The sequence below is a fragment of the Sediminibacillus sp. JSM 1682029 genome (genome assembly GCF_041366435.1).
Lineage (GTDB): Bacteria > Bacillota > Bacilli > Bacillales > Amphibacillaceae > Sediminibacillus > Sediminibacillus terrae.
In genome coordinates, this window is record NZ_JBEWYY010000011.1 from 98,774 (window position 1) to 121,585 (window position 22,812).

The following is a 22,812-nucleotide window of genomic DNA, read 5'->3' on the forward strand; positions in this document are numbered from 1 at the left end:
TCCTTCGCTCGCTTCCCGGGTACTTATACCATAGTGATAAACGAGAAGGAGGATTTTGCATGTATCCGGATCTGTCGGGGAAAACAGCCATCGTTACAGGATCATCAAAGGGAATCGGTCAAGGGATCGCTGTGCGGTTTGGAAGGGAAAAGATGAACGTCATTGTCGATTACCACACCGATCCAAGTGGTGCAGAAGAAACGGTGCGTTTGATTAAGGAACAAGGCGGCGAGGCCTTGGCAGTGGAAGCCGATGTCTCCCGGGAAGAAGGGATGCGTCAGTTGATCGATGCCGCGATCCAACGCTTCGGGTCTATCCAAGTGATGGTGAATAATGCCGGATTCAGTAATGGATGTCCTTCGCATGAATTAAGTCTGCAGGATTGGCGACGTGTGCTGGAGGTCAACTTGACCGGGGCTTTTATCGGTTCGCGTGAAGCGATCAAGTACATGCTGGACCATGAAATCAAAGGAAGCATCATTAATATTTCCAGCGTACACCAGCAAATCCCGAAAGTTCATAATGTCCATTACTCTACTACTAAGGGTGGGCTGAAGATGATGACAGAAACACTTGCCCTGGAATATGCCGGACGCGGTATCCGGGTCAATGCCATAGCACCGGGAACCATAGAAACACCGGCAAATCCCGCGGAGGAAAAAGAAGGGGAAGAGAAGGACGCGACTTTGCAAAAAATACCGATGAACAAAATAGGCAAGCCGGATCAGATTGCGGCAGCCGCCGCCTGGCTTGTTTCTGAAGAAGCTGGATACGTTACCGGGACCACGTTGTTCGTCGATGGAGGCATGACCCTGTATCCTTCACAACTGGAATAGACGAAGTGCTAATGTTTTCCAAATCACGAAATGTCGTTTGCCTCTCATCTGAAAAAGGAAAAGAAGACTAGTTGCTGAACAGGAAGGGTGAAATAAATGCTACGGACCATCTTGATGATTATTGGAGCTATAGTAGTGATAAGTTTCATTATCTCACTACTGTAATTCGGAAAAATGGGAAGGGAAGCTTGGTAAACAGGTCTTCCCTTCCCATTTTTTTAGCACTTTTGCTATATTTTTTGTAAGTCCTGCAAAAATAGCTAAATTTTTCAGAATAGAATAAATATATTGAAACCTTTTAAAAAAGCTATTATAGTTGTTAGAAAGAAAGAGGGAGGCATACATAATGGAAAAAGATTTACGAATCAAAAGCAAAGTGTTCAGCGATGACCCCAAACGGGCGCCAAACCGGGCGATGCTTCGTGCGGTAGGGGTGACGGATGAAGACTTTAAAAAACCGATGATCGGCGTGGCCAGCACTTGGAGCGAAGTGACGCCTTGTAACATCCATCTTCACGATTTAGCAGTCAAATCCAAGGAAGGGGCTAAGGAAGCCGGAGGAGTTCCTTTGGTGTTCAACACGATCACGGTGTCGGATGGTATCTCGATGGGAACGCAGGGGATGCGGTATTCACTGCCGAGCAGGGATGTCATTGCGGACTCGATCGAAACGGTCGTGGGAGCGGAGAACCTCGATGCCTATGTAGCAATTGGCGGCTGTGATAAAAATATCCCAGGCTGCATGATTGCCATTGCCCGTTCTGAAGTTCCTGCTGTGTTTGTCTATGGAGGTACGATTTCACCAGGCTTCCATCGAGGACAAAAGCTGGATATAGTGTCCGTGTTTGAAGGAGTCGGCCAGCATAACAACGGCGATATCAACGATGAGCAGCTTCACGGGATTGAATGTCACGCTTGTCCGGGGGCTGGTTCTTGCGGCGGAATGTACACCGCCAACACCATGGCGACTGCAGTGGAAGCAATGGGAATGAGTCTGCCGGGCAGTTCTTCAAATCCGGCGGAATCGAAAGAAAAGCGTCAGGATTGCACGGAAGCAGGAAAGGCAGCTTACAAGATGCTGGAACTGGGAATTTATCCGAAAGACATCATGACAAAAGAAGCATTCGAAAATGCCATTACGGTTGTTATGGCTCTTGGCGGCTCTACCAATGCTGTCCTTCATTTGTTGGCGATTGCCCATTCCATCAAGGTCGACATCACCATCGATGATTTTGACAGAATCCAAAAGAAGGTCCCTCATGTTGCCGACTTACGACCGAGCGGAAAATATGTAATGGACGATTTACACAAGGTCGGCGGTGTTCCAGCTGTTATGAAGTACCTTTACGAAGCTGGTTATTTGCACGGCGATTGTATGACCATCACAGGAAAAACGGTAGCGGAAAATGCAGCGGAAGCACCTTCTTTAAAAGAAGGACAAGAAATTATTACGCCGATCGACAAGCCGTTACGTGAAAACGGGCCATTGGTCATTTTAAAAGGAAATTTGGCTCCTGACGGTGCGGTAGCCAAGGTTTCGGGAGTGAAAGTGAAACGACATACCGGTCCTGCCCGTGTTTACGACACCGAAGAAGAAGCAACAGAAGCAGTCATCAACAATGAAATTAACGAGGGCGATGTACTGGTCATTCGCTATGAGGGTCCGAAAGGCGGGCCTGGTATGCCGGAAATGCTTTCCCTCTCGGCTATCTTAGTTGGAAAAGGGTTGGGCGAAAAGGTGGCATTGTTGACAGACGGCCGTTTCTCTGGTGGGACACATGGCCTGGTTGTCGGCCATATTGCACCGGAAGCTCAATCCGGAGGACCCATTGCTTTGTTGAAGGAAGGCGATATTGTCACGATTGACTCGGATAAGCAGGAAATCGTGATGGATGTTTCAGAAGCAGAATTGGAGCATCGCCGTAAGCAATGGGTGGCACCGCCGCTCTACAACAAAGGTGTACTTGGCAAGTATGCACACACGGTTTCTTGTTCCTCGAGGGGTGCAGTCACCGATCATTTTGAATAAAAAAACACCGGTTCCGATTGGGGAGCCGGTGTTTTTGCGTCAGGAACGCTCGTAGACACAATTGCCTCGGAAGTAGGTGGCTGTTACTTGCAGATGCTTTAAATCGGCTGGATGTATCTTGGCTGGATGATCAGATAGGAGGACAAAATCTGCCTGGTAACCAGATTTCAGTTTTCCTTTTTTGTTTTCATGAAATTCCAACCATGCTGGTGTTTCACTATAAGCACGGAAGATAGCGTCAATTGTAAGTTTTTCCCCGGGTATCCAGCCACCCTCTGGTTTGTCGTTTTCGTCGGTGCGATTCACTGCTGCAAATATATTCATCAATGGAGCCAATGGACCAATCGGCGAATCGGAACTTCCTGTAAACGGAATTTTAAATTGATGGACGGTTGCCCAGGGATTGCAGAAGCGTTCTCTTTCTTTCCCTACCCACTCAACCGTCTGGTCGTGCTCTTCCATGATAAAGCCTGGCTGGGTTTCTAAAAATGGCTTGAGCTCTCTGAGCCGTTCCAGTAAATCAGGCGTCAAGACCTGCGCATGAATGATCCGATGGCGCATCCTGTGGGTATCGGTATTTTCCAAAGCGGTTATTGCCTGCTCGACCGCCCTGTCACCAATAGCGTGCATGGTAACTTGCATACCGTTCTGGTCGGCCGTTTTCACCATCTCGTTTAATTCTTCCTGCGGGTATATTAAATTTCCTTTGGTCTCAGGCTTGTCGTGATAAGGCTGTCGCAAAGCGGCTGTATGCAGACGTTGTGTACCATCCAGAAAAATCTTGAATGCACCTACTTTTACTTGCTTGGTTCCATCGCCGGTTCTTCTCCTATTTGCTTCTAAATACGATTGAATGTCAGTGAGCTTGTAAACATAATGATGAAGCTGCACATCGATGTCCAGCTTCCCATCCTTTTCAAGTTGGGTATAAGCATTCCATAACCGTTGATAGTCCCCTGCATAGTTAAGGTCGTCCGTATGGACAGAAGTAATTCCCGTTTTGGAAAGATGGGGGATGGCATCATGAACTGCTTCATAAATTTCCTGTTTGCTCTTCTGACGAAAATGAAATTTGATAAAATGGACGGCGGAATCCTTGAAACGTCCTGTCCAACGTCCATCTTCGTCTTTTTCAATAAACTGGTCATGTCCTTCAGCCAATCCATCATTCTCCTGGATAATGGATAACGCTTTATGATTGACTATGCATTCGTGACCATCGTCATGAAGCAAAAACATCGGTTTTTCGTATTCCAGTTCGTCCAAATCATCAGCAGTCAGCAAGTGATCGAGGTCGGTGAACTGGCTGTCAATAACGCCCCTTCCAATCACCCAATCGTTCTCTTCCATTTCTTCTTCTATAAACCGGTCTTGGATAATTTGCTTCATGTCAGTCCAGCTTGTAACTTGTCGAAGATCCAATTCTTTTTTCATTAAACCGTACCGCAACAAATGTAAGTGGGAATCATTAAAAGCAGGGGCAACAACCAGTTGTCCACCATCTATGGTATGTTCGTCTCGCTCTGTTGCGGTTCCTTTATAGATCCCTGTGATAAATCCTTCTTCGATTTTCATGTGATAGAGGTCATCAGGATTCCCTTTTTCTCCCGGTCTGTATAAACGAATATTATCTAGTATGGTCAAAATCCGTTCCTCCTCTTTCCTTATTCAATTATCTATACCCGCCAGAATATGCCTTGACACAACCTTCCTTTTCCGCAAAGCACAGAGCCCTTTCTCACAAAAATCCCCTGCAATATCAGCTTGTGTTTGTGATATAATGTAGCTTAAATCTTTTGTATGGATTGTCGTTTTAAATAATGTTCTAACGGTTTGTTGCGGCCGTTAGCAGTAGTGGTGCATGGCTTGGTTCTAAAACAGTGACTTTTTAGAGGACTGCCAAATATTTTGATTGATTTTGCGGAAAAGAGCAGACTTTTACGTATCCGGCAGTTGGGGTAAACGAAAAATTGATGATTCAACAAATTTTGATAAATGACGACTGAGATGGAGGACATATCATGAATGAAAAAGAATTGGAGATTTTGGAGATTCTTGAAGGAAATGCACGGACACCGTTGGCAACTATTGCCGATATGATGGAAATGGAGAAACACGAAGTTGAAAAAATTGTCAAATCTTTGGAAGAGCGGGATATCATTCTGAATTACCAGGCTGTGATCAATTGGGATCATGTTCCATCCAATGACGGTGTAACCGCGATGATTGATGTAAAGGTGGCACCGAAGCGGGAAATCGGCTTTGACGGGGTAGCTGAACGGATTTACCGCTTTCCAGAAGTGAAAGCAGTCTATTTGATGTCGGGTGCTTATGATTTATCGGTCCAAATTGAAGGGAAAACCATGAAGGAAGTAGCTTTCTTTGTGTCAAAGAAATTATCGACATTGGACTCGGTGCTCTCTACGACCACTCATTTCCTTTTGAAAAAATACAAACATGACGGCGTCATTTTTGAACCGGAGCAGAAGGATAAACGGGCTGTGGTGTCGCCATGAAACAGCTATCTTCCAAAAATTATCTTTCGGAAACAGCAAGAAGCATAAAACCTTCGGGAATCCGGAAATTTTTTGATTTGGCGAATGAAATGGAGGGAGTGGTTTCCCTCGGGGTAGGGGAACCCGATTTTGTAACCAGCTGGAACATTTGTGAAGCGGCTTATGCTTCGATGGAAAGTGGATATACTTCCTATTCAGCGAATGCAGGGCTGTTGGAGCTTCGTCAGGAAATTTCGGCTTATTTACAAAAGCAGTTTCAGCTGGAATACAAAGCAGAGAAAGAAATCATCGTCACCACTGGTGCCAGCCAGGCGATCGATATTGCCTTTCGGGCACTGGTCGATCCAGGTGACGAAGTTTTGATAGCGGAGCCTGGCTTTGTAGCCTATGCCCCGATTGTCCAACTGGCGGGAGGCATTCCGATTCCTGTGCCGACTACGGCGGACAACCATTTTAAACTGACGGTGGAGCAGTTGGAAAGTCATATTAATGAAAAAACGAAGATGGTTCTGCTTTGCTTCCCTAACAATCCAACCGGTGCCACGTTGGACAGAGAAGAGCTGGAGAAGCTGGCAGCGGTGATCCGAAGACACGATTTATTAGTGCTTTCCGATGAAATTTATGCCGAGCTGAGCTACGATCAATCTCATTGCAGTATAGCGTCACTTCCGGAAATGGCAGAAAGAACCGTTGTTATATCCGGTTTTTCCAAAGCGTTCGCGATGACGGGCTGGCGGCTCGGATACTTGGCCGGACCGGAGCCACTGCTGCAGGCGATGTTGAAAATTCATCAATACACGATGATGTGTGCTCCTACTATTGCCCAGCATGGTGCATTGGAAGCGTTAAGAAACGGGCGTGAAGACGTCGATAAAATGGTGGCCAGCTACCGCAGGCGCCGAAATTATTTTGTGAAAGCGAGTAACCGGATCGGTCTGCCTTGCCACATGCCGGGAGGGGCCTTCTATGCCTTTCCGTCCATCCGGGAAACAGGTTTAACGTCGGAACAGTTCGCCGAGCAGTTACTGCAAGAAGAAAAAGTGGCAGTCGTTCCTGGTTCTGTGTTTGGTGCTGGAGGAGAAGGGCATGTACGTTGTTCTTATGCTGCGTCGATGGAAGCACTGCAAACCGCAATTGAACGAATCGGGCGCTTTGTGGAAAAGCGTTTATAAAGAAAAGAGCCTTGCCTAGCTGGCAAGGCTCTTTTTTAGGGTGGAGGGGAATGGGAATTTGAATTCCTACTATGTGATAAGCGCTTTATAGGTACTGGCGATGTGCTCTTGCAATAGCCTCATCTTGCCAGTAGCCCAAGGAAGAATGCACCCAAAAAAATAATCAGCAAAAAAGACCCCAGTTTGATAAATCCTTTTTTGGTCAAAACCTTATCCTCATTGACATCGTTGCGAATGAAGAAGTATAACAGTGGAAATCCATAATAAAAGCAAGCGGGAAAAACCAGCTTTGCATAAGGGACACATCCTAAAGGAATGGGTTTTAGTAGATTTTGGATAAGACTACCCAGGAAACAAAAACGGTGCAAACCATCAGAGAAGTGAGGATGTTGACTGCCTCTAATCCAGTCAAGTGGATTAAATTTGTTTGTAAGAAAGTAGTCAATACAACGGAATAAGCTAAAAAGGCAAAAAAGGAAAAAAGATTCCCTTCTGCCGGATAAGCTTCATCCGTTCATCTTTTTGAATGAACTGTGGAAATAAATAGCTTAAACAAAACGCCATGACGGCCATGGCAAGCCATATCAGGTTTTGCGACAGAAAACCTGTATCTCCGGTTAGAATGGCGGCGCCAGCAAGAAAAACGAATAATAACAAATCGACAATACCGATAAATAAGAATGCGAGACGTGAATATTTCATCGTTCCGAACCTCCTGGTTTTGAATCAAACTTACTCCTCTAAAAAAAGATATTTTCTACGTAGGTATTGAATAACCTGGCAATCTGTAAAGCTAAAGGAAGTGAAGGATTGTATCTGCCTTTCTCGATTGAAATGATGGTTTGTCTAGAAACGCCCAGTTTTGCTGCCAAGCCATCTTGGGAAATCCCATGTTTTTTTCTATACGCCGGTAAATCATTTTTCAACGTTTTCTACTCCCTTCGCTGTTAAACTTATCATAAAGTAAAGTTTCCTTTACGTCAAGCTCACTTTACATTGTTAGCTGAATAGAAGGGTGCATCATGTCAATGCACCCGATACATCATAAAGGCTTAGATCAATCTCTGTCGCTTCTCCCAGCGCTAGTTTAGCAAGTTCAGAGCCGATATATGGACCCATGGTAAGTCCGGACGCCCCAAGTCCGTTCGCGGTCAGCAGACCATCAAATCCAGGAACCGTCCCTATGACTGGAAGAAATCCGGGGGTGAACGGACGAAATCCCACCCTTGTTTCCAAAATCGTGCCATCCGATAATCCAGGTGCAGTTTGCAGGCTCTTGTCGAGGATTTCCTTGATACCGCCGGCAGTGGCCCGAGTATCATAATGCTCGATATCCTCGTGTGTAGTACCGACAATAATCCGGTTTGGATTAAAGGCGAGCAGATAATGGTTGCTTGGCGGCATTACGACCGGCCAGTCAGCGGTTTGTGTATCTGGGAGTTCCAAATGGAGGATTTGGGCTTTTTGAAAGCGGACATTGAACGGGATGCCTGCTTGATTGAATAGTTCCTGGGCCCAGGCACCTGCTGTTACGATCACTTTATCTGCATAAAAAACTTCCTGATCAACCGACACGCCATATGTTTTGTTTTCTTTGAGAACAAGGGAGGCACTTCCATTTATTCGATGGGCACCGTGTTTTTCAGCTGCCCGCAATAAAGCACTCAGCAGTAAACGGCCATCGACACGAGCGGCTCCGCTGACATGGACAGCCCCCATTTCTCCTGAAAGTGGTGGGAACAAAGCTTGAGCTTGCTCTGCTGAAAGTTGGCTGATTTCCTCCATTTCCGGAGCATCCTCGCGGCGTTTCAGCGCCCGTTCTTCCATTGCATCCAGTTTTTTTGGATCATGATGAAGGCTGATTGCTCCTGCTTTTGTGTATCCGGTATTTGTTTCTCCATCGGATTTTAATTCTTTGATCAATTCGGGGTAATAACGGGCGCCGCCTTTGGCAAGCTGATACCAGGCCTTATTCCTTCTCTGGGATAACCAGGGACAGATAATTCCGGCGGCTGCATCAGTAGCCTGGCCGGCATCCTGCCTATCGACGATCGTCACTTGAGCCCCGGCCTTTGCGAGTCGGTAGGCAGTGGAAGCTCCTAGTATGCCGGCTCCGACTATAATGAATTTTTTCATTCTATCATCCTTAGCGTTTATTGTATGTCATTTAAAATATATCAGACAAATTCCCACTGCAAAAGGAACACGCTGAAAGACCGGATGTTTTCATGTTCAACATTCAAAAATCATCATAGTGCGCCATAGCTCCCACATACTTATTAACTAGTTTTGCTTCACAGAGGAAAGATGGAATGCCATTGTGCTGCTAACTGCCCGGAATTGCCGGATAAAGTCCCAATACCCAAACGTTCGTTCTTTCTGTAAAATAAAGTAAATAGCAATTTTTATAGACAAAGGTTGTTAGATGGGAGAGGAGGGCTTCTTTATAGAGTAAGCAAGCCAAGTCCATATCATTAGGGGGGTTATCTGAATGGAGGAAAAGTCACTGTATCAGTTAACGACTGAGTCTAGGAGTAACCCGTCCGCCTTGGTAGCCATTCTCGACGCATTTGAGCCAAAAGTCAAGAAATCCCTTTACCAGACAGAAGAGAAAAACAGGGAAGATATGTACCAGGATTTACAGTTGAAAATGGTAGAAGCCGTAACCAGTTACGATATATCCACCGTTCCCGGATTTTTCGACTTTCAAGTTCAGGTAGAGAGCAACATTGTTTGAAAAAATAATGACAGGGAGGCGATGATAATGAATTCTTTTGACTTTCCGCTTTGGGTCACTTTGTTGGGGAATTTCGGTTTTCCTATCGCAGTCACTGTTTATTTGTTCTTCCGCTTTGAACGAAAAATTGAAAATCTGGAGACAGTGATTTACGAGCTCTCGACCAAGCTATCCCGAAAATAGAGATGCTCATCCCGTTTTCAGGGAACCAGGAAGGGGGGATTAGTTGGTGAAAGAACATGAAGATCCCTGTACGTCCGAGGTGAAAAAGTATATAGATGAACATCAGGAATTCCTCAACAACACGATTGTTTCCACTTTTTTGAAAGATCAGGATAACTACCAGTTGTTCGTCCAGACCATTTGTTACCCATCCCAAGCCAACACGAAAAAGTTAGATGATAAATTCCGCGCATACTACTTTAATATCAGACTGACCACTTTTCTCTCTAATACCCTACATTTCAATGCCATAAATTATGATAAAAAATACAAAAATGTTAAAATGCGAAATCAGCTCATCCTTGACTCCCCTCTAACAGATGATTCCGAGTACACGTTAAAAGATGTAATCGAAGACAAACAGCAAGTATCCAATCTGGAAGCGATGTTTTCCAATGGCCGGGATTATTCTCTTGAGGATTTGGTTGTCGATGAAAGGCTTTATCAGGCAATCGCCAATTTGACAGAGAACCAGAAGAAAATACTCAACTTGGCCTATGTCCATGAGCTAAGTGACACGGAAATAGCGACAGTGATGAAAAAAACCCAACAGGCTGTGTCGAAAAGCCATAAAAAAGCATTAAAAAGATTGAGAAGATCACTGAATGAAACAGGATACCTTGGAAATGGAAAAGGAAGTGGATAGGTGTTGTTGAATCAATATAATCATTTCCCCTCCTTCATCATCAACTGTAAAAGAATGGGCTTGGAAGACTGCCGGGAGGGGAAAGTGAATACTGGCCTTGCAAAAGGGGACGAGTTGCTATGTGCGTACAGCACAGGACGAGTCCCCTTCTTTTATATATTCAATTCTCGAAAGCTTGAGACAATTTCCTGTGTGGCAAAAAGTGCACGCTGAAGCTTGTTTCAGCAATATTTTCACACGGTTAGGGAATAATTCACTTGTAAGGTTTAATTGTTTTACAAAGCGATCTTCGGCGGGGTATAATCACATCTGGACAACAATTCCGATAAACATACTGGGGGTTTAAAATATGAAAAAAATAAGTGCATGGCTGATTTTCATCGGCCTGATTGCTGTTTTGGCAGCATGTGGAAGCAATTCGGAGGGAGATTCCGGGGACGACGAAAATAATGGCAGCTCGGACAGTGGCTCTGAATCGTCTGCGTCACTATATGATCAGATCATGGAAGAAGGAGTCATTACGGTAGGCACGGAAGGTACGTATGCACCATTTACCTTCCATAATGACGAAGGTGAGTTAACTGGTTATGATGTGGAAGTTATCCGGGAAGTGGCGGACCGGATGGGAATCGATGTAGAATTTGAAGAAACGCAATGGGATTCCATGTTTGCCGGCTTGAATGCTGAACGCTTTGACGTGATTGCAAACCAGGTTGGAATTAACGAAGATCGCAAACAAAATTATGATTTCTCAAATCCATATACGTATTCCTCTGCGGTAGTAGTCGTCCCGAAAGATAATAACAATATCACTTCTTTCGAAGACTTGGAGGGCAAGCAATCTGCACAGTCCTTGACGAGTAATTATGGTGAAATTGCCGAGGAAAATGGCGCGGAACTTGTCAGCGTTGAAGGGCTGGCACAGTCCATTGAGTTGATCAAGCAAGGCAGAGCCGATGTCACGGTGAATGATAAGCTGGCTGTATTGGATTATATCAACCAGCAAGGTGATGAAAGCATCAAGATAGCTGCGGAGCAGGAAGATGTTTCGGAATCGGCATTTGCCTTCAATAAAGGAAACGAAGAATTAGTGGAGGCTGTCAATGAGCAGCTGGAAGCGATGAGAGAAGACGGAACCTTAGCGGAAATCTCCAAAGAATGGTTTGGTGAAGATGTCTCTTCTCAATAATGTTTTGTTGACAATTACCGGAGACATGGGGGGCTGGGAGCTCTTTAAAAACTCCCTGCTCCCGATGATCACCGGAGGAATTAAGTACACCGTCCCTCTGACACTGATTTCCTTTGCAGTTGGATTGGTATTGGCCTTGTTGACCGCAATGATGCGGTTATCCAATTCCAGGTTTTTAAGGGCGCCTGCCATCGCATATGTGTCCGCGATCCGTGGGACGCCTATGCTGGTGCAATTGTTTATCGTGTTTTATGGTATGCCCAGTTTAAATATTACAATCGATCCGTTTCCGAGTGCGATTATTGCCTTTTCCTTGAATGTCGGGGCCTATGCATCTGAAATTATCCGTGCATCTATTCTATCGATTCCAAAAGGCCAATGGGAAGCAGGTTATACAGTCGGCATGTCCCATTCTACTACCTTGAAGCGGATCATTCTTCCACAGGCGGCAAGAGTATCGATTCCGCCGCTGTCCAATACGTTTATCAGCCTGGTCAAGGATACATCGCTTGCCTCGTTGATTCTGGTGACCGAGTTGTTTCGCCGGGCGCAGGAAATAGCCGCAAGGACGTACGACTTCATGCTGATATATGTGGAAGCTGCCATTCTGTATTGGGTGATCTGTTTCTTGCTGTCACTCGTCCAGGAAGCAATCGAAAGACGACTTTCACGTTACACGGCAAGGTAGAGAGGAAGGTGGAACAATGTATTTATCAATAAAGGGATTATCGAAGTCCTTTGGCGAGCTAGAGGTACTGAAAGATATTGATGTCAGCGTGGAAAAGGGCAAGGTACTGACGATCATGGGGCCGTCCGGATCCGGGAAAACGACACTGCTTCGCTGTTTGAATGCCCTGGAAGAACCGACCGGCGGTGTTTTCACCTTTGCAGATGGTTTTAGTCTTGATTTCGGTAAGAAAGTGAGTAAACAAGATTGGCTGCGGCTAAGAAGGAAGTCTGGTATGGTTTTTCAGTCATACAATTTGTTCCCGCATAAAACGGCATTGGAAAATGTGACGGAAGGGCCGATCGTCGTTCAAAAACGTGATAAAAAACAGGTTCAGGAGATGGCAGAACGGCTGCTTGCCAAAGTGGGCCTGAGAGATAAGATGCACTTGTATCCACATCAACTTTCCGGGGGACAACAACAGCGGGTCGGGATAGCCCGTGCGTTGGCTATTGAACCGGAGTTGATGCTGTTCGACGAGCCTACTTCCGCTTTGGATCCGGAATTAATCGGAGAAGTACTGGGGGTAATCAAGGAGCTGGCCAATGAAGGCTGGACAATGGTAATCGTCACCCACGAAGTCCAGTTCGCGGAACAGGTTTCCGATGAGGTTTTGTTCATGGACGGCGGCTACATTATTGAACAAGGACCACCTAAGCAAGTATTGAAAGAACCGAAGGAGAAAAGAACCCAGCAATTCTTGCAGCGAATACTCAACCCTTAAACGCACCATCCAGTCTTTACACGGACTGGATGTTTTTTTATACCGTCATTAGGCAACATAAGCACGAGACTAGTGGACAAGCTAGCTTTCTCCTTTACAAAACGACTTCCGCTTGACTGATTGCAGTTTAAACGACAAAATAAAAGATAGTAAATATGTAAGAAGTTTTTAAAGCCTGGGAAGTGATGGAAATGAATGAAAAGAAGAGAAACATAATCGAGGCTTCCATTGCGCTTTTTGCTGAAAAGGGGTTCTATTCGACCTCCGTTCAGGAAATTGTCGATAAAAGCAATTTATCCAAAGGATCGTTTTACCTCCACTTTCGCTCCAAGGACGAATTGATGCTCCGTATATTCGAATACTATTATGACTTGATGAATAGAAAAGTGGATGAAGTGAGACAGGAAAACCTGCCGCCGAAAGAAAGTTTTATCAAACAAATCCGCGTTCAATTGGAAGAAATCCTGAAACATAAAGATTTCATCATCACACAGTTTCGGGAGCAAACTATCTCTCTAAATGAAGAATTATTTCAGTTTATAGGACAAAAGGATATCGAAATAAAGCAGTGGTATGAGCAAAATTTGATAAATATGTATGGAAATCGGGCTGAAGAGCATGTTGTCGATTTGAGCATCATTGTCGAGGGGATGCTGTCGAATTATATGCAACTGAGCATAAAGTACGATGTCGAACTCGATTTTCACAAAATGGCTGTCTTCCTTGTCCGTCGTCTGGACGATATAGTCAGGGGGCTTATAGACAGTGGAGAAGAACCGTTGGTTACAAAGGAACATTTGACGGAATTCGCGCAACAAATGAACCTGCCGCCGGACTCTGTTAAACAGGAAGTAGAAACAAGTTTGCAGAAAATGCAGGAGGCCATCAATCATTTGGATATCGACCCTTCTAAGGCGGCGGAACTCCAGGGTGTGATCGACTATTTGTCTTCAGAGATCAGAAAAGCTGAACCGAAAAAATTTTTAATCCAGGGTTTGCTGGCTAATTTTAAAGAAATCAGTGAACTGGATGAGTTCCGGTATCGTATAGCCGAACGTCTGCAAATACGGTTGCTGTAATAGGAAGCTAGCAGAAAAGGTAATAAAAAACACTGTACGGAGGGTCAGCCTCCCCGTACAGTGTTTTCTTTCGACCGGGTTTCATTTAAGAAGTTTTTTTCCAATAGACTGCTTTGTGGGAGGTTGGGGATGGTGGTAGCTGTTCCCCTTCCTCGACACTGATTTCGGTGTCGTCTTGTTGGGAAGCGTCGTCTTCGTTGACAAATCCGTCTACTTTATACTTGCCTGTTTCTGGGACGTTTTCTCCGGTTTTTAAACGATTTTCAGCCATTCTTCTCTACACCTCCGTTGGTTTTTTTGAAAAGCTAGTCCTGCTTTTCATGTACATTAATCTATTTCACGGATGGCGTGCAGATAAACTTTGTTGGGTGAATGTTACGCAATTGTAATTTAACGGTCCGAATCTTTATCGCTTTGATAAGCCGAACCATTTCTTTATCTTCGATTTAAATCCTTGCGAGCTGTCTGTTTCAATAGAGGTCCGAGCTTCCTCTTTTTCGATGAAAATCGTTTCACGGTCTACGGCGGATTGACTCGTTAAAATTGCTCCTATGTCTGTCTCTGCCTGCTTATTGGTAACTGCAGTATAACGGATGTTATGCTGACGGGCAATCTTTTTATATTCTTTAAAAAAACGTGAATTGATTTTTCCATTCAGCAATAATTTTGCTTCCGGGTTTGCTTTCATCTCTGCTGCTAATTCCTCAAACCCTTCTTGCTGCATGACTTGTGATTTGTCTAGGGCAAGCAGGATCCTTTCCCTTAACGTACCTAGGTATCGTTTTCGCTCGGCGGGTTTTGTCTGCTTTGCGCCGTACATTCCTTCTTCAAGATAGTTGTCTATGTTTTCTTTACTCATCATGATGCTCCTTCTCATGAATGGTCCAAGCCTATTTTGCTTGTCCTTCTATTATAAGACGGTTGAAGCTGTTAAAAAAGCATGGTGCTGAGTGCCGTGTGTTCTCATCATAGATTGTCCCAATTATGCATATAGTTATCATGAAAGGAGAGGAGGGAAACAATCGACGATACTCAAAGAATTTCGTCAATTCATCCTGCGGGGGAATGCTGCCGACATGGGAATCGGTATGGTTCTCGGAGCTGCATTCAGCAGTATTGTTGATTCATTGGTGACCGATGTACTGCTGCCGCCGATCGGATTGCTGCTATCCCAGATGAATTTTTCCAACTTGTATATTGTCTTGGGGAGCGGCCGATATGAAACATTGGCAGAAGCCCAGTCGGCAGGAGCTGCCACGATCAACTACGGATTGTTCCTTACTTCATTGGTACGGTTTTTAATCATTTTTTTCGCGTTGTTTCTGGTCATACGGCAAATGAACCGCTGGAAAAAACCAGATCAACATCCAGGAATGGCAATGCAAAAAAAGGAGTGTGCTTACTGTCGTATGTCCATCCCCGCACAAGCAATCCGGTGTGCCCATTGCGGTTCTGATCTTGCGAAAGAAGAAACGGATGATAGGAAGAGGCCGTGGATTCACGTGAAATAGGCAAACTGATACGAAGCCCTCCCTAAACAACAGAATAAGAGGAAGTCTATCTAAGGTAAGCAACTTACAAATTTAAAAAACCAAGCGAATTCAATTAGCATTCAGAATCCGCTCGGTTTTGCGTGGGAGGCCATGCTTTGCTCCCAATTTGTAAGCTGAAATGGTTGTTCCACCGACCTTACAAGACATATCCTGTCATCGATTTAACACACGCCGGGACAACCGAGTCTGATCGTGTTTATTTTTTCGATTTATTTTGTTCCTGGCGCTTATTTGCTTTTTTCATTCTTTCGATTGCTTCCATATCTTCTGAGTCGGCCAGTTCATAGGAAAATTCCACTTCTTCCGTTTTCTCGATATTGTTTAGCGCTTTTTCGGCCTGTTTATTTTCGTCCATTACATACCATCCTTTCTGAAAAGGGATAAGGAAAGCTTCATCTTCTTTTATAATATGGAATAGACAACAATATCCTATTCATAAAGCGATAGTTCACAGGGAAGTTTTTCGTACAGTCGAGTTGCAAAATCAGAGGGAGTGGGAGTATGTATTTTTGGTTCTCTAGCGTGTGGTGGTGTGATTTTTCTTCCACCCTCTTTTTATCGAAATGCTCATTTCCAAAATAGCTATTTTACTCGGACCGCAGAGGAAATAAACTCGCTTTCCGCGGACGAACGCCCGATCCTCCTCGCAAAGCCCGCTGCGGGGTCTCGGCCGCCCGTTTTTCCGCAAGAGTCTCGCTTATTTCCTCTGCTACACTGCTTCGCTCTATAGAGCCTATTTTTTCACCCTCGATTCAAAAAACATCACCAGCATTTTTGCCATGCTGGTGATGTCCTCGAATAGAAGGCTTTGCAGCCGCTTATCTTAAGTTGGTTACTGTTGAAAGTCATCCGGATTTTTTTCCGGATTCTTTTTGTTGTTGCTTTCCACTTCGCGTTCAGGATCTGGATCTTTATTAGGATCCTTCCGTTTCTTTTCTTGTTCAGGTGAATTGTTTTCGTGGTTGTCGAATAATTCGTCTTTGTTTTCAGCCATCGTAGGACACCTCGCTTATCCATTGCTTGATTTTTTAATTTCGCCTAAAGCATCTTCAGCGGCTTGTTCCTTGTCGGAGACAGCTAAATCTCCCAGAGAGACAACACCCTTGATTTTTCGGTCTTCAGCAACAATCAGCCGTTTGATCTGGTGATCTTGCATCAGTCGTGAAGCTTCTTCCACCTGCATATCCGGAAGTGCTGTGATGACTTTATCGGTCATGATTTGTTCAGCTGAAACGCCATTCGATTTGAAATCCTTTGCCAGTCCTTTTCGTACAATATCACGATCGGTCACTACGCCGACAAGCTTCTCTTCATCCACAATAGGAAGGAAACCGACATCGCGTGCTTCCATTTCCTGGGCTAATGTTTCCAAGCTGTCGCCAGGTTTAGCTTTTGTTACATTGTCTGTCATTACTTCTTGAACAGTTGTCATAAGCTAATCCTCCTTTTAGGTGTGGGAACTGACGTATATTTATTAAATATCCCTTATGGAGCAGGGCGAAACGTATTCTTGAAAATCAAAAAAAATCATCACCTGCTGCATATCTTTTCAGTCAATCGGGAACAGCACTAGGAGACTAGTATAGGAGGAGGATAAACTTGGCACCTTTAAAAGCATTGATTTTGAATTGTTCCTTGAAAAAGTCGGATGAACCTTCGAACACCGATGCTCTGTTGAATGAATTCGTTAAGGTTTTTGATGGGGAGCAGGTGGAATCCGAATTGATTCGGGTAGTCGACTACAATATAGCTTATGGAATAGCAGAGGATATGGGAGACGGCGATGAGTGGCCGCAACTGTTCGAAAAGATAAAGGAAGCTGATATATTGTTGATGGGCACTCCTGTATGGCTGGGTGAAAAAAGCAGTGTTTCGAAAAAAGTGCTGGAACGTTTTAATGGTTCTTCAACGGTTAAAAATGAAAAAGGCCAGCCGGTATTTTATAACAAAGTGGCAGGCGCGGTAGTCACAGGGAATGAGGATGGAGCAAAAAATGCTGCAGGCGATCTTATTTTCGGTCTATCGCAAATCGGTTATGCGATTCCGCCAAATCCAATAGCTTATTGGGTAGGAGAAGCAGGGCCGGGACCATCGTATATCGAAGCCGAGGGATATAAAAATGAGTTCACACAGTCTAACGTCCAAATGGCCGGTCATAATTTGATCCATCTTGCCCGCATCTTTCAGCAACAGCCTATTCCGACGAAGGGAAATGCTTCCTGAAACCAAAAAGAGTCCGGGACAAAAGCCTCGTGAACAATACAAGAACCGAACGATTCCTTCATTCGTTCGGTTTTTTGGTTACAAAAAGTAAACTGTATGGAAACAGGAGTACTTCTTTATTATTTTTATGGTGTTGGTTCTCAAACTCCAATACCTACATAAAAAACTTTCTGTGCTGATTTTCGTCTATGTCACTGTTTAGAAACCCTGACAGTCAGAAGAAAACGCTTCTATTTATTTAGTTTTGATTATATAAAAATTGGGCCCCGAAAACATAGCGGAGGCAAGATACGGCGACTCCAACGGGAACAGCACGAGCGGAAAATCCCGCAAGAAAGCACAATATCTTGCCGTAGCGATTCCAGACATGTAAGTCTATCGAAGGAACACAAACATTAAAAACCGAGCGAACTTGATTGATAGTTCAAATTCGCTCGGTTTTTGCTTTGGTGGCCATGCTTTTCCCGGCCACTTTGTCTCGTATATAGCTTCTTGCAGAAAAGCTTAAAGGTGATCAATGTGCGAGACTGCCTTTGATTTTCTCGGTTTATTAGTCTTCGTCGACTGGATATACGCCATTTTCGTCATGCACTTCTTTTCCGGAAAGCGGCGGGTTGAATACACATACCATCCGCATATCCGTTCTGGCTCGAAGCAGATGCTCGTCATGCTCATCCAGGGCATACAGTTCATCCTTTTTGATTGGCCATACTTTGTTATCCTTAAGAGTGACGACTTCGCCCTCCCCTTCGATACAGTAGACTGCTTCAAGATGGTTTTGATACCAAATATGCGTTTCTGTTCCTGCTTTTATAATGGTATCGTTGACAGAGTATCCCATGCCATCGTCTTTTTTGATCAGACGTCTGCTGACCCAATTGCCTCCGTCAACATCATGTTCGGTTCCTAATACGTCATTTAAAGCTACAACTTTCATTTTTGGTTTCCTCCCGGTAATTTGTTGTTTGGTTCATATGGAGCTTCTTTGTATAGCACAGTTTAGCGATTAGTTGGCTACTGGTTCTTTCACTAGGCTTTTAATGCTCTCTTCTATGATGGCAAAGCCTTTTTCCAGATTTTCTTCTTTTATATTCAACGGAGGGAATAGTTTGAACACCTCATCTTTTGGACCGGAAGTTTCCATAATCAGACCGTTTTCAAACGCTTTTGCAGCCACTTTGTTCGCCAGACCGTCCACTTCGGACGCAATGCCGGTCATCAACCCTCTTCCGCGGACTTCTCCTTTTAGCTCAGGGTATTTCTCCACCATTTTGTCCAGGAAGTTCCGGACCATTTTGGCCTTGACTTGAATGTTCTTTTCAAAATCTGCATCTTCCCAATATTCCAAAGCCGCTGCCGCAGTGATAAACGCATGGTTGTTACCGCGGAAAGTGCCGTTATGCTCTCCTGGTTCCCAAATATCCAAATCCGGACGGATAAGGGTCACAGCGAATGGAAGTCCATAACCACTCAAAGACTTGGAAAGACATACGATATCTGGTTTGATGCCTGCTGGTTCAAAACTGAAGAATGTCCCGGTCCTTCCTACTCCTGCTTGCACATCATCGATGATCAGCAGGATGTCCCAGCGCTTACAAATATCCTCCACGCGTTTCAACCATTCAAAACGGGCTGTATTGATTCCGCCTTCCCCTTGAACGGTTTCCAGAATCATGGCTGCAGGGATAGCAACTCCGCTGCCCGCTTCCTCAAGGAATCGCTCAAGATAATCCAGGTCATCATTGACGAAGTTGTCATAAGGCATGGTCACCACGTTTTGCAACGGAACACCTGCACCTTTTCTCTTAAAGGAATTACCTGTCACGGATAGCGATCCAATGGTCATTCCGTGAAAGCCATTTGTAAAGCTGATTACATCTGTACGGCCGGTGACTTTTCTTGCCAGTTTCAAGGCGCTTTCCACTGTGTTCGTCCCTGTCGGTCCAGGGAACATTACTTTATAATCCAATTCACGAGGTTTGAGAATGACATCATGGAACTTGGTGAGGAATTCAGCTTTGGCTGTTGATGCTTTATCTAAGGAGTGGGTAATTCCATCATCCATAATGTAATCCATTAACTTAGCCTTCATTTTGTTGTCATTGTGACCATAATTCAGGGCTCCGGCTCCTGAGAAGAAGTCCAAGTATTCGTTTCCATTTTCATCCCAGATTTTTTCCCCTTTGGCTTTATTGAAAACAGTAGGGAAGCTGCGTACATAGCTCCTTACTTCAGATTCCAGCTTTTCGAAAATTGATAAATTTGTCTGGCTCATTTATAAATCCTCCTTGGTTATGATTGTCTGAATGTTTTCCGGAAGTCAGTTTACTTTTCAATCGGACCGACCCTGAAACTCAATTCCCCTTCATGGTCGTCTGTCGGAAACAGTTCCTCTGGAAATAACTCTTCTACATGGCAGCCTGTATTATACTTTTTGGCAAGGCCGCGGAATAAAGATTGAGACGCGTCATTGGAAGGGGTGACCGTCGCTTCGACAAAGTGGACATCCCGACAGGCATCACGGCTGACCAATTCCTGGAGCAGCCTGGAAGCAACTCCTTTTCCCCGTTGGTTTGAGGAAACGCCGATTTGCCACACGAACACCACGTCTTGACGCTCTGGAGGAATAAATGCGGTAACGAAGCCGACTAACTTATCATTTTCTTTGGCAACTACGCAAGTCTCAGCAAAAAACTCACTCATCATTATATATTTATATACGGAGTTTTGATCGAGCGTCGAATTGTTTACCAATTCCCACATTGCTGCGCCGTCTTCGACAGCTGGTTTACTGAATGACAGTTTGTCAGCTGCATCTGCAGTCGCAGTTACGCTTGAACTGTTAATAGCAAGTGCCTCCTTTAATGGTTATTTTCATTTTTACAAAGCACATTAATAATCATAGGAGAGTTGGTAAATTTACTCAAATATCAATAAACTTGATTAAAAGGCATTATACATGCTAAGTCATGCTTAGAAGCAAACAGCTAGTCAAAAACAGAAGAATGCTCCTATATTGTTAATTTTTCTAACAATTTTAATTTATCTGTTCACTTACCAGGTTGGTTAATATCATTCTCGACGGGGCACCTTGAACGGATTGGATCAACATGCCTGAGGGTTTCATCCTGTGACTCTTTCAAAAGGTTTAGGGGAACAGGGAAGGGGAAAACTATTTATATAAATCCTTACGGAAAAAAGGAGTGGTAAATATGCCTTGGACGATGAATGACTATCCTGCTTCATTAAAAAATTTCAAACCAGTTATCCGGAAAAAGGCGATCGATATTGCCAACGCAATGCTTGATGAGGGATACGATGAAGGAAGGGCGATCCCTATTGCCACAGACCAGGCAAAAGAGTGGTATGACAATGCTTCTAAAAAAGAAATCGATGAGTATAAGGAGGAAGGCGACCCTCAATCACGTTCCGAAGAAGATGAGCAGTATGATAAGCGACCAGAGTTGATGGATGAAGGGGAGCATGTGGTAGTCCATGAAAACGGCTGGGCTGTACAAGCCAAGGATGCCAAAAAGCCGTCGAAGGTTTTCGACAAAAAATCGGATGCCGTCGAACGGGCGAAAGAGATTGCTGAAAACAAGGGAACAGAGGCGGTAATCCACAAGAAAAATGGAGATGTCGAAAAACGGCACAGTTTTTCCTGAGTAAAGTTCCGCAGCTTATCTGCTGATTTTTCCTATGAATTTCGGCGGGATAAAAGCGTAGGGGATGAAGAAAGCCGGACGATGATTCGAAGTCTTAAACATTCGAATTCGTTCGGTTTTTCTTATTTTGTAAGAAAGTGTTTTTGTTCCTTCTAAGGCTGGGTGAGCTTTGTCAGGGGAAAGCGCGGTGAAAAACATCTATCAAACCTTTGCATAAAAGGAAGTGTGGCTATGAAGCTTCCTTTATGCGGATGCAAAAAAACGGACGGAGAAGAGGGAAATCCCAGCTGCTTTTTATCTAGACACGAACGGGTTGTCTCGAATCCAGAAACGCCACGGATAGAATTTCGCCTCACCTGTATTGTCGATGCCTACTCTCGGTCCTGCTTCCGTGACAAATTTGTCTCGATCCGGTCCGGAGGCGATCCATAATGGGGGCAGGTCCAGGCGATGGCCGTAATCTGCCATTGTAATGTCCAAAGCTTTGCAAAGCTTTCCGGGCCCATTGGTCAGTTGTCGTTCACTTTTGATTTTTGGCCGGCGGGAGCGGATCAGGGGCAGGCCGGAATATGGCTCGACAGCCCGGATCAGGACTGCTTCCGGAACATCGGTTCCACCGCTGACAACATTCACAAGACAATGCGTGTGCATGACATAAGTATAAGCCTTGCCAGATGCGCCGAACATGATTTCCGTGCGTTTAGTGCGCCGACTTTTGAAGCTGTGCGCCGCCCGGTCAAATGGACCTTTGTAAGCTTCTGTTTCCACAATGATTCCAGACGCAATACCTTCCGGTGTTTCTTTCACCAAGAGACATCCTAGCAAGGCGGGGGCGAGCTGCAGGGTTGGCTGTTCATAAAAATCGAGAGGCAATGGAGAAAAGGTTTCTTGTTCCGTTCTCATCAACTAAAACTCCTAACTAGGCGGGATTCCATTTGTTAAAGTATCTACTAACTGCATAATACACAGTGCGCCTTCAAGGAGCAAACACGAGGCTTCTTAAATTGGGAATGTTTCTGATTATAAATCAGCGCCGATTAGCAGATTCGGAATCTCGGCGTGCAAGTCTGGAACAAGGAAGGTGAATCAGGAATCACTGGGTTCTCTGTCAAATGTGGCGGTGTGATTTTTCTTCCACCCTCTCTTTATCGAAAGGCTCAATCTAAAAACAGCTATTTTACTCAGACCGCAGATGAAATAAACTCGCTTTCCGCGGACGAACGCCCGAGCCTCCTCGCAAAACCCGCTGTGGGGTCTCGGCCGCCCGTTTTTCCGCAGGAGTCTCGCTTATTTCCTCTGCTACGCTATTTCGCTCTACAGAGCCTTTTTAACCGCTTGCTGCCATGAAGTTTCATGCTTAAATCGTTCAAAGTCTTTGATTCTAAAGGAATCTCGTTTTAAAACCTTTATCGTATTGTTTATTCCCTCGATATACCATTATGAAATGGATACATGAATGACTGTAAAATCTCTTGTTTCCAACGCATGAACGTT

General features: G+C 44.6%; 26 protein-coding genes and 2 pseudogenes. 14 read left to right on the top strand and 14 right to left on the bottom strand.

Translation table 11 applies throughout. The features are described 5' to 3' along the window. The first annotated feature begins 59 nt into the window (after window positions 1–59). Together ABVF09_RS16565 and ilvD are read left to right on the top strand one after the other, a co-directional pair. A complete protein-coding gene (locus tag ABVF09_RS16565; protein WP_371069679.1) occupies window positions 60–836 on the top strand; it encodes a glucose 1-dehydrogenase in 777 nt (258 codons plus the stop codon). A gap of 346 nt (window positions 837–1,182) precedes the next feature. After that, on the top strand, window positions 1,183–2,865 hold the full coding sequence (gene ilvD / locus ABVF09_RS16570) for a dihydroxy-acid dehydratase (protein WP_371069680.1): 1,683 nt from the start codon (window positions 1,183–1,185) through the stop codon (window positions 2,863–2,865). A gap of 39 nt (window positions 2,866–2,904) precedes the next feature. Here the strand turns inward: ilvD and ABVF09_RS16575 are convergent, their stop codons facing one another. Continuing rightward, on the bottom strand, window positions 2,905–4,509 hold the full coding sequence (locus ABVF09_RS16575; RefSeq protein WP_371069681.1) for an amidohydrolase: 1,605 nt from the start codon (window positions 4,507–4,509) through the stop codon (window positions 2,905–2,907). 377 nt (window positions 4,510–4,886) lie between these two features. Between ABVF09_RS16575 and ABVF09_RS16580 the strand changes: the two genes are divergently transcribed. Together ABVF09_RS16580 and ABVF09_RS16585 are read left to right on the top strand one after the other, a co-directional pair. Further along, window positions 4,887–5,381, top strand: coding sequence for an Lrp/AsnC family transcriptional regulator (locus ABVF09_RS16580; protein ID WP_026571506.1), 495 nt, complete (start codon window positions 4,887–4,889; stop codon window positions 5,379–5,381). Continuing rightward, complete coding sequence (locus ABVF09_RS16585; protein ID WP_371069682.1) at window positions 5,378–6,553, top strand: aminotransferase; 1,176 nt, start codon at window positions 5,378–5,380, stop codon at window positions 6,551–6,553. Before ABVF09_RS16580 ends, ABVF09_RS16585 begins: the two co-directional genes overlap by 4 nt. Before the next feature lie 322 nt (window positions 6,554–6,875). Here the strand turns inward: ABVF09_RS16585 and ABVF09_RS16590 are convergent. The 3 genes and pseudogenes from ABVF09_RS16590 to ABVF09_RS16600 all read right to left on the bottom strand — a co-directional run bounded on the left by ABVF09_RS16590 (window position 6,876) and on the right by ABVF09_RS16600 (window position 8,689). Next, window positions 6,876–7,255, bottom strand: a pseudogene (locus ABVF09_RS16590) (permease). Between the two features lie 38 nt (window positions 7,256–7,293). Beyond that, window positions 7,294–7,479, bottom strand: coding sequence for a helix-turn-helix transcriptional regulator (locus ABVF09_RS16595; protein ID WP_371069683.1), 186 nt, complete (start codon window positions 7,477–7,479; stop codon window positions 7,294–7,296). A 94-nt stretch (window positions 7,480–7,573) separates the two neighbouring features. Beyond that, the gene (locus ABVF09_RS16600) at window positions 7,574–8,689 is read right to left on the bottom strand and encodes an NAD(P)/FAD-dependent oxidoreductase (protein ID WP_153464928.1); all 1,116 of its coding nucleotides are present in this window, start codon (window positions 8,687–8,689) and stop codon (window positions 7,574–7,576) included. A 355-nt stretch (window positions 8,690–9,044) separates the two neighbouring features. On the opposite strand from ABVF09_RS16600, the gene ABVF09_RS16605 reads away from it, so the two are divergent. From ABVF09_RS16605 to ABVF09_RS16635, 7 genes are all read left to right on the top strand, one after another. Further along, entirely contained in the window at window positions 9,045–9,290 is a 246-nt protein-coding gene (locus ABVF09_RS16605; protein ID WP_026571501.1) for a helix-turn-helix domain-containing protein, read from the top strand. A gap of 27 nt (window positions 9,291–9,317) precedes the next feature. After that, window positions 9,318–9,473 carry a YvrJ family protein gene (locus tag ABVF09_RS16610; RefSeq protein ID WP_081704461.1) on the top strand — a complete coding sequence of 52 codons (156 nt, stop codon included), beginning with the start codon at window positions 9,318–9,320 and terminating at the stop codon, window positions 9,471–9,473. A 46-nt stretch (window positions 9,474–9,519) separates the two neighbouring features. Next, entirely contained in the window at window positions 9,520–10,158 is a 639-nt protein-coding gene (locus ABVF09_RS16615; RefSeq protein WP_371069684.1) for a sigma-70 family RNA polymerase sigma factor, read from the top strand. A gap of 349 nt (window positions 10,159–10,507) precedes the next feature. Then, window positions 10,508–11,347: an amino acid ABC transporter substrate-binding protein gene (locus tag ABVF09_RS16620; protein WP_371069685.1), complete on the top strand. Its 840-nt coding sequence runs from the start codon at window positions 10,508–10,510 to the stop codon at window positions 11,345–11,347. Beyond that, window positions 11,331–12,035 (top strand): amino acid ABC transporter permease, encoded by a 705-nt coding sequence (locus tag ABVF09_RS16625; RefSeq protein ID WP_051381979.1) that lies wholly within the window; start codon window positions 11,331–11,333, stop codon window positions 12,033–12,035. Before ABVF09_RS16620 ends, ABVF09_RS16625 begins: the two co-directional genes overlap by 17 nt. A gap of 16 nt (window positions 12,036–12,051) precedes the next feature. Beyond that, window positions 12,052–12,798 carry an amino acid ABC transporter ATP-binding protein gene (locus ABVF09_RS16630; RefSeq protein ID WP_371069686.1) on the top strand — a complete coding sequence of 249 codons (747 nt, stop codon included), beginning with the start codon at window positions 12,052–12,054 and terminating at the stop codon, window positions 12,796–12,798. 191 nt (window positions 12,799–12,989) lie between these two features. Further along, a complete protein-coding gene (locus ABVF09_RS16635) occupies window positions 12,990–13,877 on the top strand; it encodes a TetR/AcrR family transcriptional regulator (protein WP_371069687.1) in 888 nt (295 codons plus the stop codon). 85 nt (window positions 13,878–13,962) lie between these two features. On the opposite strand, the gene ABVF09_RS16640 is transcribed toward ABVF09_RS16635, so the two are convergent. Both ABVF09_RS16640 and ABVF09_RS16645 read right to left on the bottom strand, forming a co-directional pair. After that, window positions 13,963–14,148 (bottom strand): YjzC family protein, encoded by a 186-nt coding sequence (locus tag ABVF09_RS16640; protein ID WP_026571495.1) that lies wholly within the window; start codon window positions 14,146–14,148, stop codon window positions 13,963–13,965. Window positions 14,149–14,283: 135 nt separating this feature from the next. Next, window positions 14,284–14,736, bottom strand: coding sequence for a YueI family protein (locus ABVF09_RS16645; RefSeq protein ID WP_035427294.1), 453 nt, complete (start codon window positions 14,734–14,736; stop codon window positions 14,284–14,286). Between the two features lie 91 nt (window positions 14,737–14,827). On the opposite strand from ABVF09_RS16645, the gene mscL reads away from it, so the two are divergent. Then, entirely contained in the window at window positions 14,828–15,388 is a 561-nt protein-coding gene (gene mscL / locus ABVF09_RS16650) for a large conductance mechanosensitive channel protein MscL (RefSeq protein WP_371069688.1), read from the top strand. Between the two features lie 238 nt (window positions 15,389–15,626). On the opposite strand, the gene ABVF09_RS16655 is transcribed toward mscL, so the two are convergent. From ABVF09_RS16655 to ABVF09_RS16665, 3 genes are all read right to left on the bottom strand, one after another. Then, a complete protein-coding gene (locus ABVF09_RS16655; RefSeq protein WP_081718204.1) occupies window positions 15,627–15,785 on the bottom strand; it encodes a YfhD family protein in 159 nt (52 codons plus the stop codon). 477 nt (window positions 15,786–16,262) lie between these two features. After that, window positions 16,263–16,424, bottom strand: coding sequence for a hypothetical protein (locus tag ABVF09_RS16660; protein WP_162832880.1), 162 nt, complete (start codon window positions 16,422–16,424; stop codon window positions 16,263–16,265). Window positions 16,425–16,439: 15 nt separating this feature from the next. After that, on the bottom strand, window positions 16,440–16,862 hold the full coding sequence (locus ABVF09_RS16665; RefSeq protein ID WP_026571492.1) for a CBS domain-containing protein: 423 nt from the start codon (window positions 16,860–16,862) through the stop codon (window positions 16,440–16,442). A gap of 167 nt (window positions 16,863–17,029) precedes the next feature. Between ABVF09_RS16665 and ABVF09_RS16670 the strand changes: the two genes are divergently transcribed. Then, window positions 17,030–17,653, top strand: a complete 624-nt coding sequence (locus ABVF09_RS16670; RefSeq protein WP_026571491.1) for a flavodoxin family protein — start codon at window positions 17,030–17,032, stop codon at window positions 17,651–17,653. 550 nt (window positions 17,654–18,203) lie between these two features. Here ABVF09_RS16670 and ABVF09_RS16675 read toward each other — a convergent pair. The 3 genes from ABVF09_RS16675 to ectA form a co-directional block, all read right to left on the bottom strand. Next, window positions 18,204–18,590, bottom strand: a complete 387-nt coding sequence (locus tag ABVF09_RS16675; RefSeq protein ID WP_026571490.1) for an ectoine synthase — start codon at window positions 18,588–18,590, stop codon at window positions 18,204–18,206. Between the two features lie 69 nt (window positions 18,591–18,659). Next, window positions 18,660–19,928, bottom strand: coding sequence for a diaminobutyrate--2-oxoglutarate transaminase (ectB, locus tag ABVF09_RS16680; RefSeq protein WP_026571489.1), 1,269 nt, complete (start codon window positions 19,926–19,928; stop codon window positions 18,660–18,662). Between the two features lie 50 nt (window positions 19,929–19,978). Beyond that, the gene (ectA, locus tag ABVF09_RS16685; protein WP_272914954.1) at window positions 19,979–20,455 is read right to left on the bottom strand and encodes a diaminobutyrate acetyltransferase; all 477 of its coding nucleotides are present in this window, start codon (window positions 20,453–20,455) and stop codon (window positions 19,979–19,981) included. A 410-nt stretch (window positions 20,456–20,865) separates the two neighbouring features. Between ectA and ABVF09_RS16690 the strand changes: the two genes are divergently transcribed. Further along, window positions 20,866–21,318 (top strand): DUF2188 domain-containing protein, encoded by a 453-nt coding sequence (locus ABVF09_RS16690; protein WP_371069689.1) that lies wholly within the window; start codon window positions 20,866–20,868, stop codon window positions 21,316–21,318. 294 nt (window positions 21,319–21,612) lie between these two features. On the opposite strand, the gene ABVF09_RS16695 is transcribed toward ABVF09_RS16690, so the two are convergent. Both ABVF09_RS16695 and ABVF09_RS19800 read right to left on the bottom strand, forming a co-directional pair. Beyond that, window positions 21,613–22,221, bottom strand: coding sequence for a DNA-3-methyladenine glycosylase (locus tag ABVF09_RS16695; RefSeq protein WP_371069690.1), 609 nt, complete (start codon window positions 22,219–22,221; stop codon window positions 21,613–21,615). 411 nt (window positions 22,222–22,632) lie between these two features. Next, a pseudogene (locus ABVF09_RS19800) lies at window positions 22,633–22,812 on the bottom strand (transposase); the annotation flags it as partial.

Bases quoted from the DNA above. Each gene is read 5' to 3' on its own strand.
- ABVF09_RS16565 (WP_371069679.1), top strand. From the start codon at position 60: ATGTATCCGGATCTGTCGGGGAAAACAGCCATCGTTACAGGATCATCA.
- ilvD (WP_371069680.1), top strand. From the start codon at position 1,183: ATGGAAAAAGATTTACGAATCAAAAGCAAAGTGTTCAGCGATGACCCC.
- ABVF09_RS16580 (WP_026571506.1), top strand. From the start codon at position 4,887: ATGAATGAAAAAGAATTGGAGATTTTGGAGATTCTTGAAGGAAATGCA.
- ABVF09_RS16585 (WP_371069682.1), top strand. From the start codon at position 5,378: ATGAAACAGCTATCTTCCAAAAATTATCTTTCGGAAACAGCAAGAAGC.
- ABVF09_RS16600 (WP_153464928.1), bottom strand. From the start codon at position 8,689: ATGAAAAAATTCATTATAGTCGGAGCCGGCATACTAGGAGCTTCCACT.
- ABVF09_RS16605 (WP_026571501.1), top strand. From the start codon at position 9,045: ATGGAGGAAAAGTCACTGTATCAGTTAACGACTGAGTCTAGGAGTAAC.
- ABVF09_RS16610 (WP_081704461.1), top strand. From the start codon at position 9,318: ATGAATTCTTTTGACTTTCCGCTTTGGGTCACTTTGTTGGGGAATTTC.
- ABVF09_RS16620 (WP_371069685.1), top strand. From the start codon at position 10,508: ATGAAAAAAATAAGTGCATGGCTGATTTTCATCGGCCTGATTGCTGTT.
- ABVF09_RS16625 (WP_051381979.1), top strand. From the start codon at position 11,331: ATGTCTCTTCTCAATAATGTTTTGTTGACAATTACCGGAGACATGGGG.
- ABVF09_RS16630 (WP_371069686.1), top strand. From the start codon at position 12,052: ATGTATTTATCAATAAAGGGATTATCGAAGTCCTTTGGCGAGCTAGAG.
- ABVF09_RS16635 (WP_371069687.1), top strand. From the start codon at position 12,990: ATGAATGAAAAGAAGAGAAACATAATCGAGGCTTCCATTGCGCTTTTT.
- ABVF09_RS16640 (WP_026571495.1), bottom strand. From the start codon at position 14,148: ATGGCTGAAAATCGTTTAAAAACCGGAGAAAACGTCCCAGAAACAGGC.
- ABVF09_RS16645 (WP_035427294.1), bottom strand. From the start codon at position 14,736: ATGAGTAAAGAAAACATAGACAACTATCTTGAAGAAGGAATGTACGGC.
- ABVF09_RS16655 (WP_081718204.1), bottom strand. From the start codon at position 15,785: ATGGACGAAAATAAACAGGCCGAAAAAGCGCTAAACAATATCGAGAAA.
- ABVF09_RS16660 (WP_162832880.1), bottom strand. From the start codon at position 16,424: ATGGCTGAAAACAAAGACGAATTATTCGACAACCACGAAAACAATTCA.
- ABVF09_RS16665 (WP_026571492.1), bottom strand. From the start codon at position 16,862: ATGACAACTGTTCAAGAAGTAATGACAGACAATGTAACAAAAGCTAAA.
- ABVF09_RS16675 (WP_026571490.1), bottom strand. From the start codon at position 18,590: ATGAAAGTTGTAGCTTTAAATGACGTATTAGGAACCGAACATGATGTT.
- ectB (WP_026571489.1), bottom strand. From the start codon at position 19,928: ATGAGCCAGACAAATTTATCAATTTTCGAAAAGCTGGAATCTGAAGTA.
- ABVF09_RS16690 (WP_371069689.1), top strand. From the start codon at position 20,866: ATGCCTTGGACGATGAATGACTATCCTGCTTCATTAAAAAATTTCAAA.
- ABVF09_RS16695 (WP_371069690.1), bottom strand. From the start codon at position 22,221: ATGAGAACGGAACAAGAAACCTTTTCTCCATTGCCTCTCGATTTTTAT.